The organism is Shewanella sp. NKUCC01_JLK, assembly GCF_019345615.1.
GTDB lineage: Bacteria > Pseudomonadota > Gammaproteobacteria > Enterobacterales > Shewanellaceae > Shewanella > Shewanella oncorhynchi.
In genome coordinates this window covers 248,328-262,798 of sequence record NZ_JAHKRD010000002.1, presented here as the reverse complement: position 1 = coordinate 262,798, position 14,471 = coordinate 248,328, and the positions used below count along the sequence as shown (strand labels likewise).

Here is a 14,471-nt window from a genome sequence, read left to right as displayed (position 1 = left end):
ATAGCATTGATGTTTACATCTTTTATGTTTACATGCCTTAGTGTTATGCCAAAGCTTGAATGAGATCCCCATGACGGCCACAAATCACATGGATACTTCAGTTCAACACGTCGACATTGCGATTGTAGGCGGTGCGATGGCGGGGGCGACCCTAGCGTTAGCTCTCGCGCGTCTTTCTTTATCCGCAGCTCGGCCACTTTCTATCGCCTTAATCGAAGCGCACCTTCCCGATAAGCAACACCCCGGGTTCGATGCCCGCTCTATTGCTATCGCCCATGGTTCTATTTTCGAATTATCCCGTTTAGGTTTATGGCAAAAGCTCGCCCATTTGGGCACGGCGATTGAAAATATCCATGTGTCGGATCGCGGCCACTTTGGCATGACAGAACTCAATGCGGCGCAGTTTCATTTAGATGCCCTAGGCCAAGTGGTTGAGCTTGAACGGGTTGGCCAAGTGCTGTTTAACGAGTTGAATAAGAGTAGTGTCAAACTCTATTGCCCCGCCAAGCTTGCCCAAGTAGAACCCGACGTTGAAGGTCACACCTTAGTGCTCGATACGGGCGAGCGAATTAAAGCCAAACTTGTGGTTGCCGCAGATGGTTTGCAATCCAAAGTGCGCAGCAGTTTTAATTTGCCTGTGACCCAAGTGGCCTTTGAGCAAACGGCCATTATTGCCAATATTCAAACTGCCGATTTGCCAACCAATAGGCCTCACAAACATTGGGCCTATGAGCGCTTTACCCAAACGGGTCCCTTAGCGTTATTGCCTATGGCTGATAGCCAAGGTCAACCTCGCTTTTCTCTCGTGTGGGCGCTCGATGATGTGCGGGCTAAACAGATGCAAGACGCACCTAAGGCCGAGTTTTTAGCGGCGCTGCAACAGGCCTTTGGTTATCGTGCGGGCACGTTTATCGATGTCAGCGCGCGCCATGCGTATCCGCTTAATTTGTCCTATATGCCAAGGCCAATTCATCACAGATGTGTGTTTATCGGCAATGCGGCGCAGACACTGCATCCGATTGCGGGGCAAGGGTTTAACTTAGGGTTGAGGGATGTGGTGAGTTTGCTCGAGGTGATCCAAACGGCGCTCGCGCAGGGCGAAGATATCGGCTCCGCCGCTTTGACCCATGCGTACCTTAATGCCCGCGAGCACGACAGAAACAGCACTATCCGAAATATCGAATTTTTAGTCCGTGGCTTTTCAAACCAATATTGGCCGATGGCGCTGGGGCGTAACTTAGGATTACGGCTTTTGTCTTGGTTTCCGCCACTGAAAACCCCCGTCGCTCAAAAGGCAATGGGCTGGAAATAACTCCGCAATTTACTGGTATCGCAACGCGAAAAGGATGTACCCATGTTAAGTTCACAAGCCTATGACATCGCCATTGTGGGTGGCGGCATGGTGGGACTCGCCACCGCGATTGGATTGGCGCAGGCCGATCTGAATGTCGTCGTTATCGATGCGGGCCACACTGAGGCCGTGAGCGGCGAGCCGCGTTTACGGGTGAGCGCCATCAATAAGGCGAGCCAGCGCTTGTTAGAAAACTTAGGGGCATGGAGTTATTTAGATACTTCCCGCGCTACGCCTTATCAAAAAATGGCGGTGTGGGATAAAGACGGTTTCGGTAAAATTGCCTTTGATGCCAACAGCATCAGCGAAACCAGTCTCGGCGCGATTATCGAAAACGATGCCATTAGCTTTGCCCTCGCCAAACGCGCCAGTGAGTTTGATAATATCACCCATATTCAAAACCAACGCATAGAGCGCATTGCTTTTGGTGAGCGCGAAGCTTGGTTGACCCTTGCCAATGGCGCCGATTCTGAAATAGAAAGTGTCAGTGCCGCACTTGTGATAGCCGCTGATGGCGCCAACTCTTGGGTGCGCGAGCAATGCAAGATCCCGCTGACCTTTTGGGATTACGGCCACCACGCAATCGTCGCAACTATTTGTACCGAAATGCCACACCTTGCCACCGCCCGCCAAGTGTTTTTGCAGGACGGCCCGCTAGCATTTTTACCTTTGTATGAAGACAATCTTTGCTCTATCGTCTGGTCGGTGCCGCCCGAGCGCGCCACTGAGTTATTGGCAATGGATAAAGTGCAATTTGAGCGCAACTTAACCGCTGCTTTCGACGGTCGTTTAGGGATTTGCAAGCTGGAAAGCGAGCGCCACGCTTTTCCATTACGGATGCGTTACGCCCGCCATTTTGCCCGCCACCGTTTAGTGTTGGCAGGCGATGCTGCCCATACTATTCATCCGCTGGCTGGCCAAGGGGTGAACCTCGGCTTTTTAGATGCGGCCAGCATTATCGAAGTGATCAGCGAATTACAGCAAGCGGGTAAAGATATCGGCGATTATGCGCAGCTGCGTGCACTTGAACGTTGGCGCAAAGCCGATGCAATGGAGATGATCGCAGCGATGGAGGGCTTTAAACGCCTATTCGAAGGTTCAAACCCAGTCAAAAAGGCGATTCGCGATCTGGGATTAAATCTCGTTGATAATGTCGCTGGGCTGAAAACAGTGTTCATACAACAGGCCATGGGCAATAAGTCGGCACTGCCTAAGTTGTGCCGTTAGCCTAGGTTGCGCTAATGTGATCAGAATTGCCGCTAATATCAGCATATTGACTGCAAGCTGCGCAAATCTGGCCTTCGCATGTAAAAAAATTACATGTTGAAGATGAGAAAATCTAATGGCAATGGCTTCGGATTAGAAAAATCTCCTGTATACAAATTTGTGACGCAAGGTATAATTTCGCCGCATTTTAGACCCTAGTATCTACACCCTACACTAGGCAGAGACCTGAAAAAGGCCGCAAAAAGGGATAACAATGGCTAACAAAACTATTCTGTTTAACAAGCACTTAGAATCAAACGCTAAGATGGTCGACTTCCACGGTTGGGATATGCCCCTCAACTATGGTTCACAAATCGAAGAACACAACGCTGTGCGTCAAGACGCGGGTATGTTCGACGTATCCCACATGACTGTGGTTGATGTGATAGGTAGCGACGCTGGTGCATTTCTACGTAAGTTGCTGGCGAACGATGTGGCTAGACTTAAAGTGCCAGGTAAAGCCTTATACAGCGGCATGTTAGATGACAATGCCGGTATCATCGACGACCTCATCACTTATTACCTCACTGACACTAACTACCGTGTGGTAGTGAACTCAGCGACCCGCGAAAAAGATCTCGCTTGGATCGCCAAGCAATCCCAAGGTTTTGATGTCACTGTGACTGAGCGTCCTGAGCTGGCGATGATTGCCGTTCAAGGTCCTAACGCAAAAGCGAAAGCCGCTGCCGTGTTCAGTGCCGAGCAAAACGCCGCCATCGAAGGCATGAAACCTTTCTTCGGTAAGCAAGCTGGCTCACTGTTTATTGCGACTACGGGTTACACAGGCGAAGCGGGCTACGAAATTATCGTCCCAGAAGATGAAGCCCAAGCCTTGTGGCAAGCATTGTTAGATCAAGGGGTTAAACCTTGTGGTCTCGGTGCCCGTGACACGCTGCGTCTCGAAGCCGGTATGAACCTTTACGGCTTAGACATGGACGAAACCATCAACCCATTGGCCGCCAACATGGGCTGGACTATTGCATGGGAACCAAACGACCGTGACTTCATCGGCCGTAAAGCCCTCGAAACACTTCGCGATGCCGGAACCAGCAAACTTGTTGGTCTAGTGATGGAAGAAAAGGGCGTGTTACGCCATGATATGCCAGTATTTTTCACCGACTCAGCCGGTGTAGAGCAACAAGGCGTGATCACCAGCGGGACTTTCTCGCCAACATTGGGCTATTCTATTGCGATGGCACGTGTTCCTAGTTCGATTGGGGATACTGCGGAAGTCGAAATGCGTAAAAAACGTGTGGCTGTTAGAGTAGTTGCGCCAAACTTTGTGCGCAACGGTAAACAAGCATTTTAAAAAAAACGGAACAAGGAACAAGAACAATGAGCAATATTCCGACAGAACTGAAATACGCCTCTTCACACGAATGGATCCGCAAGGAAGAAGACGGTAGCTACACAGTAGGTATCACTGAGCACGCCCAAGAGCTGTTAGGTGACATGGTTTTCGTTGAACTCCCAGAAGTTGGCGACACTGTGACTGCGGGTGAAGACTGTGCTGTAGCTGAATCAGTAAAAGCGGCGTCTGACATTTATGCCCCCATTTCTGGTGAAGTGATTGCCGTGAACGAAGCGCTGGAAGATTCGCCAGAACTCGTTAACAGCAGTGCTTACGGCGAAGGCTGGTTCTTCCGCGTAATGCCTTCTGACGAATCAGAAGTCGACGCTCTGCTGGATGCTGAAGGCTACCAAGCTGTCATCGACGAAGAATAATCGTCGACGCTAACGAAGCCCTAAGGGGCTTCGTTTGTTTTAGCGCAAGATTGACATAACAACAGTCCGTTAATCAGTACCCTACAGTTCTGAATTTCGGCAAATCTGGAACAAGGTTTATCATGACCAAGCAAACCCTCACTCAGTTAGAACAGCACGATTTATTCCTACGTCGTCATATCGGCCCAGATAGCAGCCAACAGCAAGCCATGCTGAACTATGTTGGTGCTGAGTCTCTGGACGATCTGACCGCGCAAATTGTGCCTGAGTCGATCCGTTTAAGCCAAGATCTGAGCATTGGTGATTCCTGCGGCGAAGCCGAAGGCATTGCTTACATTCGTGGTTTAGCGAAACAAAACCAAGTATTTAAGAGCTATATCGGTATGGGTTACTACGGCACTCAAGTGCCAAACGTGATCCTGCGTAACGTATTTGAAAACCCAGGTTGGTACACGGCTTATACGCCATATCAGCCAGAAATCGCCCAAGGCCGTTTAGAAGCCATTCTAAATTTCCAACAAGTGTCGATGGACTTAACGGGTTTAGATTTGGCTTCTGCTTCTTTGTTAGATGAAGCAACTGCTGCTGCCGAAGCGATGGCGCTGGCAAAGCGCGTTTCTAAAGCGAAAAAAGCCAATATCTTCTTCGTTGCCGATGATGTGTTCCCGCAAACCTTAGACGTAGTGAAAACCCGCGCTGAGTGTTTTGGTTTTGAAGTGGTGGTTGGCCCTGCATCTGAGGCCGTTAACCATGAGCTGTTTGGTGCTTTGTTCCAATATACTAACCGTTTTGGTCAAATCACTGACTTCAGCGAATTATTCGCAACTCTGCGTGCGAAGAATGTGGTTGTGACTGTCGCCGCCGACATTATGTCCTTGGTATTACTGAAATCACCGGGCGCTATGGGCGCCGATGTGGTATTCGGTAGTGCGCAGCGTTTTGGCGTGCCAATGGGCTTTGGTGGTCCACACGCGGCCTTCTTCGTTGCCCGTGACGAGCACAAACGTTCTATGCCTGGCCGTATCATTGGAGTGTCAAAAGACGCCCGTGGTAACCGCGCACTGCGTATGGCAATGCAAACTCGTGAGCAACATATCCGCCGCGAAAAAGCCAACTCAAACATTTGTACTGCACAAATTCTGTTAGCGAATATGGCGTCTTTCTACGCCGTATTCCACGGCCCAGATGGCCTGAAAACTATCGCATCACGCATTCACCGTTTCGCCGACATTTTAGCGGCAGGCTTAAAAGCGAAGGGCGTGAACTTAGTGAATAGCACTTGGTTTGATACTGTTAGCATCAAAGGCTTAGATGTTGCTGCCGTCAATGCACGCGCACTGGCTGCTGAAATGAATCTACGTTTCGATGCCGATGGTATTGTGGGCGTGAGCTTAGACGAAACCACATTACGCACAGATATCGAAGCCTTGTTCGATGTGATCTTAGGTGCCGGCCATGGTTTAGATGTTGCCGCGTTAGACGCGCAAATCGTGAGCCAAGGTAGCCAATCGATTTCGGCGGCACTCGTGCGCCAAGATGCGATTTTAAGCCACCCAACCTTCAATCGCTATCAAAGCGAAACCGAGATGATGCGTTATATCAAACGTCTCGAAAGCAAAGACTTAGCACTTAACTACTCGATGATTTCACTGGGCTCTTGCACCATGAAGTTAAACGCAGCGGTTGAAATGCTCCCTGTGAGCTGGCCAGAATTTGCCAACATGCACCCATTCAGCCCACTGGATCAAGCTAAAGGCTTTACTCAGTTGATTGAAGAGTTGTCGACTTGGTTAGTGAACATCACAGGCTACGACGCTGTGTGTATCCAACCTAACTCTGGCGCTCAAGGTGAATACGCTGGCTTATTAGCCATCAAGAAATACCATGAGTCACGCGGCGATGCGCACAGAAACATCTGTTTGATCCCGCAATCTGCCCACGGTACTAACCCAGCATCGGCACAATTAGCCGGTATGCAAGTGGTGGTGACGGCGTGTGATAAGCAAGGTAACGTCGATTTAGAAGATCTGAAGACGAAAGCTGCCGAAGTGGCTGAAAACTTGTCTTGCATCATGATCACTTACCCATCGACCCACGGTGTGTATGAAGAATCTATCCGTGAAATCTGCAACATAGTGCATCAGCACGGCGGTCAAGTGTACTTAGATGGCGCCAACATGAACGCTCAGGTTGGCTTAACGTCTCCTGGCTTTATCGGTGCCGACGTATCACACCTTAACCTGCACAAAACCTTCGCGATTCCACACGGCGGCGGTGGTCCAGGTATGGGCCCAATCGGCGTGAAATCACACTTAGCCCCATTCGTTGCGGGTCACGTTGTGGTTAAACCGGGCCGTGAAAGTGACAACAACGGCGCCGTATCGGCTGCCCCTTACGGTAGCGCAGGCATTCTGCCGATCAGCTGGATGTACATTAAGCTGCTTGGTTCAAAGGGTCTGAAAAAGTCGACCCAAACTGCGCTGTTAAACGCTAACTACGTGATGAAGAAGCTGTCTGAACACTACCCAGTATTGTTCCGTGGCCGTAACGATCGCGTCGCGCACGAATGTATTATCGACCTACGTCCACTGAAAGAAGCTTCAGGCGTGACCGAAATGGATATCGCTAAGCGTTTGAATGACTACGGTTTCCACGCGCCAACCATGAGCTTCCCTGTTGCGGGAACCCTGATGATTGAGCCGACGGAATCTGAGTCTAAGGTGGAACTCGATCGTTTCATCGACGCTATGGTGTCAATCCGCGCTGAAATCGCCAAAGTGGAATCGGGTGAATGGCCAGCGGACAACAACCCGCTGCACAACGCACCGCACACTATGGCCGATATCATGGACCCAGAGTTTGATACGCGTCCATACAGCCGCGAAGTGGCCGTGTTTCCTAGTGCCGCAGTGCGCACTAACAAGTTCTGGCCAACCGTGAATCGTATCGATGACGTTTACGGCGACCGTAACTTGATGTGTTCGTGTGCACCATTATCAGACTACGAGTAATCATTGCTGCTTAGGCTAGCTACTGCGGCGTTGAATGAGGCTTTCGCATAGCTCGAAATAGAGAGTTTGACAGGAGTCAACTCCGCGCGAAAGCTTTCAATCCGCCTTGCATTAGCTTCGCCAGCAACGCAATTATGGACATACAAAAGCGAACCCTTAGCGGTTCGCTTTTTTATTGGTTAGTTATTCATTCTGCCGAGATTGAGCCGCTAATTAGCTTTATAAGTCGCTGATAATGCGGTGTTGCTAATTGCCTGCCGCAGGCTCTCGCACTGTTACACCAGTGACACGCCGTGGATACATCCCTGTAGGCTCTACTAAAACATCCGTGTTTTAGAAGGTCACTGGTGCAACAATGCTTAATCGGGGGGTAACATGTTACATGTCGAGTTACTTTTGAAAATTTTTTAGTCGTTCGCTTTATTTTTTTAATTCTTAAACTCGACTTATTGTCTGTGTGGAGTTAATCTGCTAATAATTTCAATTTGTTAAAAAATTAACATCAAAGGATAGTTATGAAATTTATGGATGAAGTCAAACAAATAAAATTAACAAATGAAAATAATATTTTTGAAGCAAGGAGTAAAAGAGAACTTGAAGAAGTCGCTGACTTTAAATCAAGGATTCAAGGTTATATTGATAATATTGAAAAAATAAAAAATGATATTTTAGATGCGGTGCGGAAAGGTAGTGAGAAACATACCATTATTTCTCATATTTTCGATGTTGCAGCTCCAATTTTTAATTCTACGGAGACTAAAATATTTGCACATATAACTTCAGATGAGCCTTGCGCTAAAGAGCGAAGACTTAAAATGATGGTGAGTCTTTTACAAGGAGTTAATGATAATTCTAAGGCGGATGAAATAACTTCTGTTATATCTAAAGAATCTTACCGCTATGAATGCGTTCGACCATCTCTTTTAACTAGCGAGTATCATTCTCAAGGTTTTAATCAGAAATGGTATTTTATCGATACGAAAGCTGGAAAATCCGTAATATTAGATAAAAAACTTATCGAACTATGGGAGTTATTGGAATCTTTAGGGCTTAGGCCATTTTTTTCAGGTGATATACATAAAGTAGATTTATGTGTTCATTGTTAAACCCTGTGTAACTGAGTTGACTTTAGATGGTAGTCTACGGTCGATCTTTAGTCTGAATGTGAAAAATCGACCTTTATGCCACTTTATGTTTTATGTGAATGATATCTGACGGGTTGAGTGCTATTAATGGGATTTATCGTGGCTTATTGCCACGATATTTTCTAATTGCCTGCCGCAGGCTTTCGCATTCTCTTATACAGGCTACATCAGTGACACGCCGGCCATGATATAAACATTAGTCATCCCTGTATGCTCTGCTAAAACATATATGTTTTATAAGGTCATTCGTGCAAATACTAAGCATTGAGTTGTGCTTGTCTAACTTGTATTAAAAGACTTTTTACAGTGAAATTTTTATTGCAGTAGATTAATTTTAGTTATTTATATTTAAAATAAGGTAAATAGCCCAAATAAAAATGGCGATAAAAATCGAATATATCATTTTACAAATTGTATTTTTTGCTGACTTTGATTTTTTCTTTATTTCTTTTATTGAGTTTTTAAAAATACACTCGCTTACTATTTTTTCAACCTCACTAACTTGTTCATTTTTAACATGGTCTAAGACTTTTTCTGCACTTATAACACAATCATCTATTGACTCGATTTTGTGGGTTAGATTTAAATACACCCAGTATGCGGCCAGGAGCATTGATGAGATAATTAATGCGGCAGATGATAAGTTCCAACTTCTAACTAAACTTGTGCCTAATATGATTGCAGGTATACTCATCGATTTTGTTTGATTATCATTTATGATATTGTTTATTTTTTCAAAGTAATCAATTTTTGCCTTTTCAACCTCTCTAATTATTTTGTCTATAGAATACTTGTTTATATAGAATTCATAACCTTTTTCATATCTCTCAATAAATTCATCTGCATTACATAATATATCTCTTGTAAGCGAAAAGTTATCAGCTTTTGATTTGATTGTACTTAGAGTGGCAATTTTTAAAACCAAATGTTTTTCTATATTATAAATGCAGTTCTCACTGATATCTAAGGAAGCTGGGAATTTATTAATTTTCATTAAATTAAGTTGAGTTTCTTCACTATCAATAATGATTTCATGCTTCCTTACTTTTTTATCGGAGTCAACGTCTTCAAAAATATGAAATGTGATTGAATTATGATCATGAGAATAGAAATAGTTTTTTGTTACTTTCTTAAATAAATTTATCCATTTTTGTAGGTTTAAAAATGCATTAACCTTATCTTGGTAATTTTCATTTTCATGGACGTAACAAAATTTATGAATTTCACTTAGTTCACTTTTTAATGCGAGTTTTAGATACTCATTAAAAAATTCTTGATAGTTTGAAAACCAATTATTTATTTTTTCTTTTACAAATGTAATTTGAAGTAATTCACCATCTTTTTTATATAGTTCATAAAAGAAATCTTTGTTACTATCAATGATCTTTTCTGTTATTTTTTTAGCCTCTAACTCTTTTTCAGGTTTTAAGTTAAATATAAATACAAAAGAATCAAATTGAGTGCTATCACTAATAGCAACTAAGCTTTTAAGATTTAATATTAAAGTTGAATTATCCATTAATAATGCTCAATATTTTATTAATTTCTTCCTGGTTTGATATGGTTGCTGTAAAAGTAAGTTCATTACTTGCTGGATTGAACTTTGCCTTTTTGTTCTCACCAACTTTACCCAGTGCAGACTGGCTGAGTATTAGTTTTGCGAATCCCAATTCAAGATCGATGAATACTAATGTTTTTATAATATTTTCTTTAATTTCAAACTCGTCGTTAATCTCATAATTTTTGTCATTGATGAATTTAATAAATGACTTTCTTGCGTTCTCATTTGAAATCGGTATGCATCTATCTATCTCATCTTCGATTTGCTCAATGGTTGTAACTTGATTTTTATTTTCTTTAGAAAAATTATATAGTGTTAGCTTTATGTCTTCTTTGGTATTTCTTTCCAATTTATATTCTGAAAAAAACTCTTCAATAGCGACACTCAAGTTTTCAGAACTTTTTTTATTTGTAACCATATCTTCTGCATTCATTGATTTTTTGAAATAATCTCGAATGTCTCCAATTCCCTTTACAAAAGAAATGTAATTATCATGTTCTTTTTCAAAATCTATTTTTGGGTAGCTATTCATAAACCTAGGAATATCAATCTGAGCCCCCTGGATTAGTTGCTTCATGTCTATTACATCAACATTGCTAATTTGTAGATCATCGGTAAATTTTAATGCTCCAGTATTTCTAACCATTAATACTAAAAACTTACTAGCTAAATGCACTGTAGGGTGGTCTGGGTGTTCTACATCTTCTCCGTTTTCATTAATGGTAAATATAGGGTCTGAATAATGGTCGAAATTTACAAAAACAATAACAATTCCTTCATTTAGTCTAGAGGCCTTTAACTCCTTTTTAAGCCCGTAATCAGTGAAGGTTGATGCTAGTGTTTCAAAACTTTCTTTGCTATTTGAATTGTTACACAAATAATTTTTTAATAGGTTTGGAAATGCTCTTGGTTCATCAGTTGGTTTGAATTCAGTATGTTCTTTTCCGCTTTTTCCTATTCTATCATAAACTTTTTTTACAAATGAGTTTACATCTTTAGACTCTGTATCCCATAGTGTACCCGGCGTAAAATTCCATGAAGTCTCATCATCTTTTTCGGAACTCAAACCACTATATGCTATAGCATGATTTACTTTTATCATTTTGACCTCAGAATATTAATTGTTGACTATTAATTTTTATAATTTAATTAATTTATACATGTTGGGTATTGAGCCTTTATAAACCTTGGAGTAGTTCTTTAAGTTTTTATTCCCATCATTTCCCTACCTCGCTTTTACTTAGGCATCTTTGGGCGACTTGGTAGATGATGGTGTCGACTTGTTGCTGGGTAAGGTCTTGGTTTTTTATTTTTGGTATAGTGCCGACTAATTGTTTGTGGTTAACGATCGGGAACGGTGGTCTGGTCTGACAGGTGACATACCAGCCGGGGAATACGAGTACAGGGGTTGATGATACTGGTGTTCCTGTGGCTTTGGTTAACCATTGGCTTACCCACTTGGCTTGGCGTTCGGCTTGTTCTATGGGTTTGGTTTCAGTCCATGAGGGGAAGTTTAAGCGTCCGTCTTTGTAAAATACTTGATAGCCTTTTTTACCAGAGCCTGGGCCAGTTCCATTGGTTTGGAGTAGGTCTTTGTTCCGTTTATGGCGGCCTTTGGTTTCAATGGCGAATACACCATTTTTGCCGATGACAAGATGGTCGATGTTAAAGCCGTCGGCTTGGATATCGTGAAATACTTGATAACCCAATGCTTGTAAGCCTATGAGCTCATTGGCTGTGGCGATTTCTGCGGTATGGCCGAGGCGTAATTTGATGAGTTTGGAAAAGAGTTTCCAGATTTTAATGCCGAAGTAAATTACTCCTATTAAACCTGTTAAGGCGAACAACCAAGGGAATTTTCCGACTGTGATATGCGCTTGGATGCTGCTGGCGGCAAATGGAAGGCAAACAATCAATAGTCCCATCATCATGCAGCCGATTAAATCTAATTGCAGATCATGGATTTGCTCTTGTAAGCCATAGGCGGGGATACGGGTCAGTTGCTCACGATCAACGGGCAACTTGACGGTTGCATCGCGATGTTTGAGCAACACATACATCACACCCACTGTGACAAGAAGGCCAGAGAGAAGTATCCCGTAGGATAAAAGAATGCTGCTGAAATCGGTCATTTACGTCCCTGAAGTAATGCGAGTCAATAGTTAACCCGATGACATAACCCGCTAATAAAATGTACTTATTATTTTGGAAAGTGGTGGCAGACTTGTCTGCTTAGAGTTTGGGCGCACATTGCTGATTTGCTTCTTCTTCCCTAAATGGCGTGCTCGATGATTGAGTTCGAGTTTGCCCTGCATTTTCCTTAAGTGGTCACACTTTTTACTTTGTGGTCACACTTTAACCCGCTCTATACGGTTTAATCAATGCGCTTTATCACAAAAACGTATTTTAAATAACAACTTGTATACAAGTTACTCTGGGGAAAAGATCTGATAGGCATCATTTGTCGCGTCGCGTTTTTAGATTCTGATATTTTTCCTTACTAAACTTGCAGATCTACACAAGTGTTAAACAAGATTAAGCACTTCATGTAAATAACTGCCCCTAGTAAGGATATTTTATATTGCCTCATCGGACCAGTTTCAAGTGTCAACATACTAATTATAATATTTTTTTTAGTTTTTTATCATTATTCTCCCATACTTAATATTTATTCTGATATTGGCTGTGACAAAACTTATTAGTCTGTTGAATGACTAGGTTTCTCAATTTTAATTTTATGGCCAATTTATGTGTGTTGATTTTATTTTTGTTAAGGAAATGTATGAATAAGGCTTTATTATTTTTTTCATTAACCCTACCTTTTTCAGCTGCTTGGGCTGCTAATGAAACGTTTAGGGATGATATGGAGAGCCAAGCTAGCATATTGGAAACGCTTAGATCTGCGGATATCGATGAGATAGATGATATAGATGATATAGATGAGACAGATGGTCCAGATAACCATTTGGAAGCTGGTCACAGTCATACTTATATTCGTTGTTGGTATAGATTAGATCAAACGCATAATAATCCTGCAACTGAACATAGGTGGGCAAAGCAAAAGGACAGTGATGAATATTATTCTATTCAAGGTGCTTGGAGACATAAGCTTTCGGGTAAAAATATGTTTTATACAGAGACGTCACAAGATGAAATCATGCAACGGTGTGTCGATACATTAGGGGTTTCAAACAACGAAGTCGCAGACATTACCTTCTTTGCTGCTAATGAAAAATTGTCATTTAATCAGACTATCTGGACGCAAGATAAGGCGGATCAAGGGAATAAAATTAACAAAATTATCGCATTTGGTGATAGTTTGTCTGATACGGGAAATCTATTTAATGGTTCTGAGTGGCGATTTCCAAATCCTAACTCTTGGTTTTTAGGGCATTTTTCTAATGGATTTGTATGGCCGGAATATTTAGCTAAATCGCAGGATATTCCTCTGTATAATTGGTCTGTTGGCGGGGCCGCAGGTATTGATGAATATAAGATTATTCCCGGTTTAGGTCATCAAATACAATCCTATTTTCATTATTTAAAAAAGGCTGAAAATTACCAGCCTGCAAATACGTTATTTACACTTGAAATTGGCCTTAATGATTTTATGAATTATGATCGTGAGGTTAAAGATGTGAGTCAGAATTTAAGTGATGGGTTAAAACGTTTAGTTGATGAAGGCGGGGCTCAGCATATTATTTTATTCACATTGCCAGATGCTACGCGCGCACCACAGTTCAAGTATTCTACTCAAGAGAATATTGTGAAAATAAAATCAAAAATTGAAGAGTTCAATGGCTTTATTAAACAGCAGGCTCTGTTGTATCAAGCAAAAGGTATAGATCTTGTGTTGTTTGATGCTCATTCTATCTTTGATGAAATTATTCAAAATCCTAAAGAGTATGGTTTTGTTAATGTCACAGATGCTTGCTTAGATATCAATAGAGATAGTAGTAAGGATTATTTGTTGTCACACAGCTTAACAAAAGATTGCGCCTACTATGGCTCTGATAAGTATCTGTTTTGGGGGATCACTCATCCAACGACTGCCGTGCATAAAGTTTTTGCGGATAAGATTATTGAAACAGGTTTTTTTAATCGTCATTAACAGGCGAATAGTCGGCGAGTAAGATATTGTGGTTAAATATATCTCTAAATAATCAATAATATGGAGGTAAGCCAGTCAAAGCTGCTTTACCTCCATGAGTCAATTGTAATTTAAGCCAGTAAAGCCACATCTTTTTGCATTTTTTAGCACCGCTTTTAAATTGCCCGAATAATGCTGATACTTTGAACTGTGGTGAAATCATGTTACTTGACGTGTTGCTCGCCGAGTAGAATGAGCTGCTAAGTAGTATTAGCTAGCTTATGCTTTGTTTTATTGAAGAAATTGCTCGCAAGGCCAATCG

At 42.5% G+C, this 14,471-nt stretch carries 10 protein-coding genes; 7 read left to right on the top strand and 3 right to left on the bottom strand.

Going from position 1 to position 14,471, the window contains the following annotated elements:
- Nucleotides 1–70: 70 nt before the first annotated feature.
- The 6 genes from ubiH to KO537_RS03395 all read left to right on the top strand — a co-directional run bounded on the left by ubiH (nucleotide 71) and on the right by KO537_RS03395 (nucleotide 8,459).
- Nucleotides 71–1,312, top strand: coding sequence for a 2-octaprenyl-6-methoxyphenyl hydroxylase (gene ubiH, locus KO537_RS03420; protein WP_219233862.1), 1,242 nt, complete (start codon nucleotides 71–73; stop codon nucleotides 1,310–1,312).
- A 42-nt stretch (nucleotides 1,313–1,354) separates the two neighbouring features.
- Entirely contained in the window at nucleotides 1,355–2,578 is a 1,224-nt protein-coding gene (locus tag KO537_RS03415; protein WP_219233861.1) for an FAD-dependent monooxygenase, read from the top strand.
- A 253-nt stretch (nucleotides 2,579–2,831) separates the two neighbouring features.
- The gene (gcvT, locus tag KO537_RS03410) at nucleotides 2,832–3,926 is read left to right on the top strand and encodes a glycine cleavage system aminomethyltransferase GcvT (RefSeq protein ID WP_212599688.1); all 1,095 of its coding nucleotides are present in this window, start codon (nucleotides 2,832–2,834) and stop codon (nucleotides 3,924–3,926) included.
- 26 nt (nucleotides 3,927–3,952) lie between these two features.
- Nucleotides 3,953–4,342, top strand: a complete 390-nt coding sequence (gcvH, locus tag KO537_RS03405) for a glycine cleavage system protein GcvH (RefSeq protein ID WP_011845766.1) — start codon at nucleotides 3,953–3,955, stop codon at nucleotides 4,340–4,342.
- Nucleotides 4,343–4,464: 122 nt separating this feature from the next.
- The gene (gcvP, locus tag KO537_RS03400; RefSeq protein ID WP_219233860.1) at nucleotides 4,465–7,353 is read left to right on the top strand and encodes an aminomethyl-transferring glycine dehydrogenase; all 2,889 of its coding nucleotides are present in this window, start codon (nucleotides 4,465–4,467) and stop codon (nucleotides 7,351–7,353) included.
- 515 nt (nucleotides 7,354–7,868) lie between these two features.
- Nucleotides 7,869–8,459: a hypothetical protein gene (locus tag KO537_RS03395; protein WP_219233859.1), complete on the top strand. Its 591-nt coding sequence runs from the start codon at nucleotides 7,869–7,871 to the stop codon at nucleotides 8,457–8,459.
- A gap of 373 nt (nucleotides 8,460–8,832) precedes the next feature.
- On the opposite strand, the gene KO537_RS03390 is transcribed toward KO537_RS03395, so the two are convergent.
- From KO537_RS03390 to KO537_RS03380, 3 genes are all read right to left on the bottom strand, one after another.
- Nucleotides 8,833–10,017, bottom strand: coding sequence for a hypothetical protein (locus KO537_RS03390; protein WP_219233858.1), 1,185 nt, complete (start codon nucleotides 10,015–10,017; stop codon nucleotides 8,833–8,835).
- On the bottom strand, nucleotides 10,010–11,161 hold the full coding sequence (locus tag KO537_RS03385) for a nucleoid-associated protein (RefSeq protein WP_219233857.1): 1,152 nt from the start codon (nucleotides 11,159–11,161) through the stop codon (nucleotides 10,010–10,012). Before KO537_RS03385 ends, KO537_RS03390 begins: the two co-directional genes overlap by 8 nt.
- Before the next feature lie 115 nt (nucleotides 11,162–11,276).
- Nucleotides 11,277–12,191 carry a nuclease-related domain-containing protein gene (locus KO537_RS03380; protein ID WP_219233856.1) on the bottom strand — a complete coding sequence of 305 codons (915 nt, stop codon included), beginning with the start codon at nucleotides 12,189–12,191 and terminating at the stop codon, nucleotides 11,277–11,279.
- A gap of 650 nt (nucleotides 12,192–12,841) precedes the next feature.
- Here KO537_RS03380 and KO537_RS03375 point away from each other — a divergent pair.
- Nucleotides 12,842–14,170: an SGNH/GDSL hydrolase family protein gene (locus tag KO537_RS03375; protein ID WP_219233855.1), complete on the top strand. Its 1,329-nt coding sequence runs from the start codon at nucleotides 12,842–12,844 to the stop codon at nucleotides 14,168–14,170.
- Nucleotides 14,171–14,471: the final 301 nt, after the last annotated feature.

Bases quoted from the DNA above. Each gene is read 5' to 3' on its own strand.
- KO537_RS03385 (WP_219233857.1), bottom strand. From the start codon at position 11,161: ATGATAAAAGTAAATCATGCTATAGCATATAGTGGTTTGAGTTCCGAA.
- ubiH (WP_219233862.1), top strand. From the start codon at position 71: ATGACGGCCACAAATCACATGGATACTTCAGTTCAACACGTCGACATT.
- gcvT (WP_212599688.1), top strand. From the start codon at position 2,832: ATGGCTAACAAAACTATTCTGTTTAACAAGCACTTAGAATCAAACGCT.
- KO537_RS03415 (WP_219233861.1), top strand. From the start codon at position 1,355: ATGTTAAGTTCACAAGCCTATGACATCGCCATTGTGGGTGGCGGCATG.
- KO537_RS03395 (WP_219233859.1), top strand. From the start codon at position 7,869: ATGAAATTTATGGATGAAGTCAAACAAATAAAATTAACAAATGAAAAT.
- gcvP (WP_219233860.1), top strand. From the start codon at position 4,465: ATGACCAAGCAAACCCTCACTCAGTTAGAACAGCACGATTTATTCCTA.
- gcvH (WP_011845766.1), top strand. From the start codon at position 3,953: ATGAGCAATATTCCGACAGAACTGAAATACGCCTCTTCACACGAATGG.
- KO537_RS03380 (WP_219233856.1), bottom strand. From the start codon at position 12,191: ATGACCGATTTCAGCAGCATTCTTTTATCCTACGGGATACTTCTCTCT.
- KO537_RS03390 (WP_219233858.1), bottom strand. From the start codon at position 10,017: ATGGATAATTCAACTTTAATATTAAATCTTAAAAGCTTAGTTGCTATT.
- KO537_RS03375 (WP_219233855.1), top strand. From the start codon at position 12,842: ATGAATAAGGCTTTATTATTTTTTTCATTAACCCTACCTTTTTCAGCT.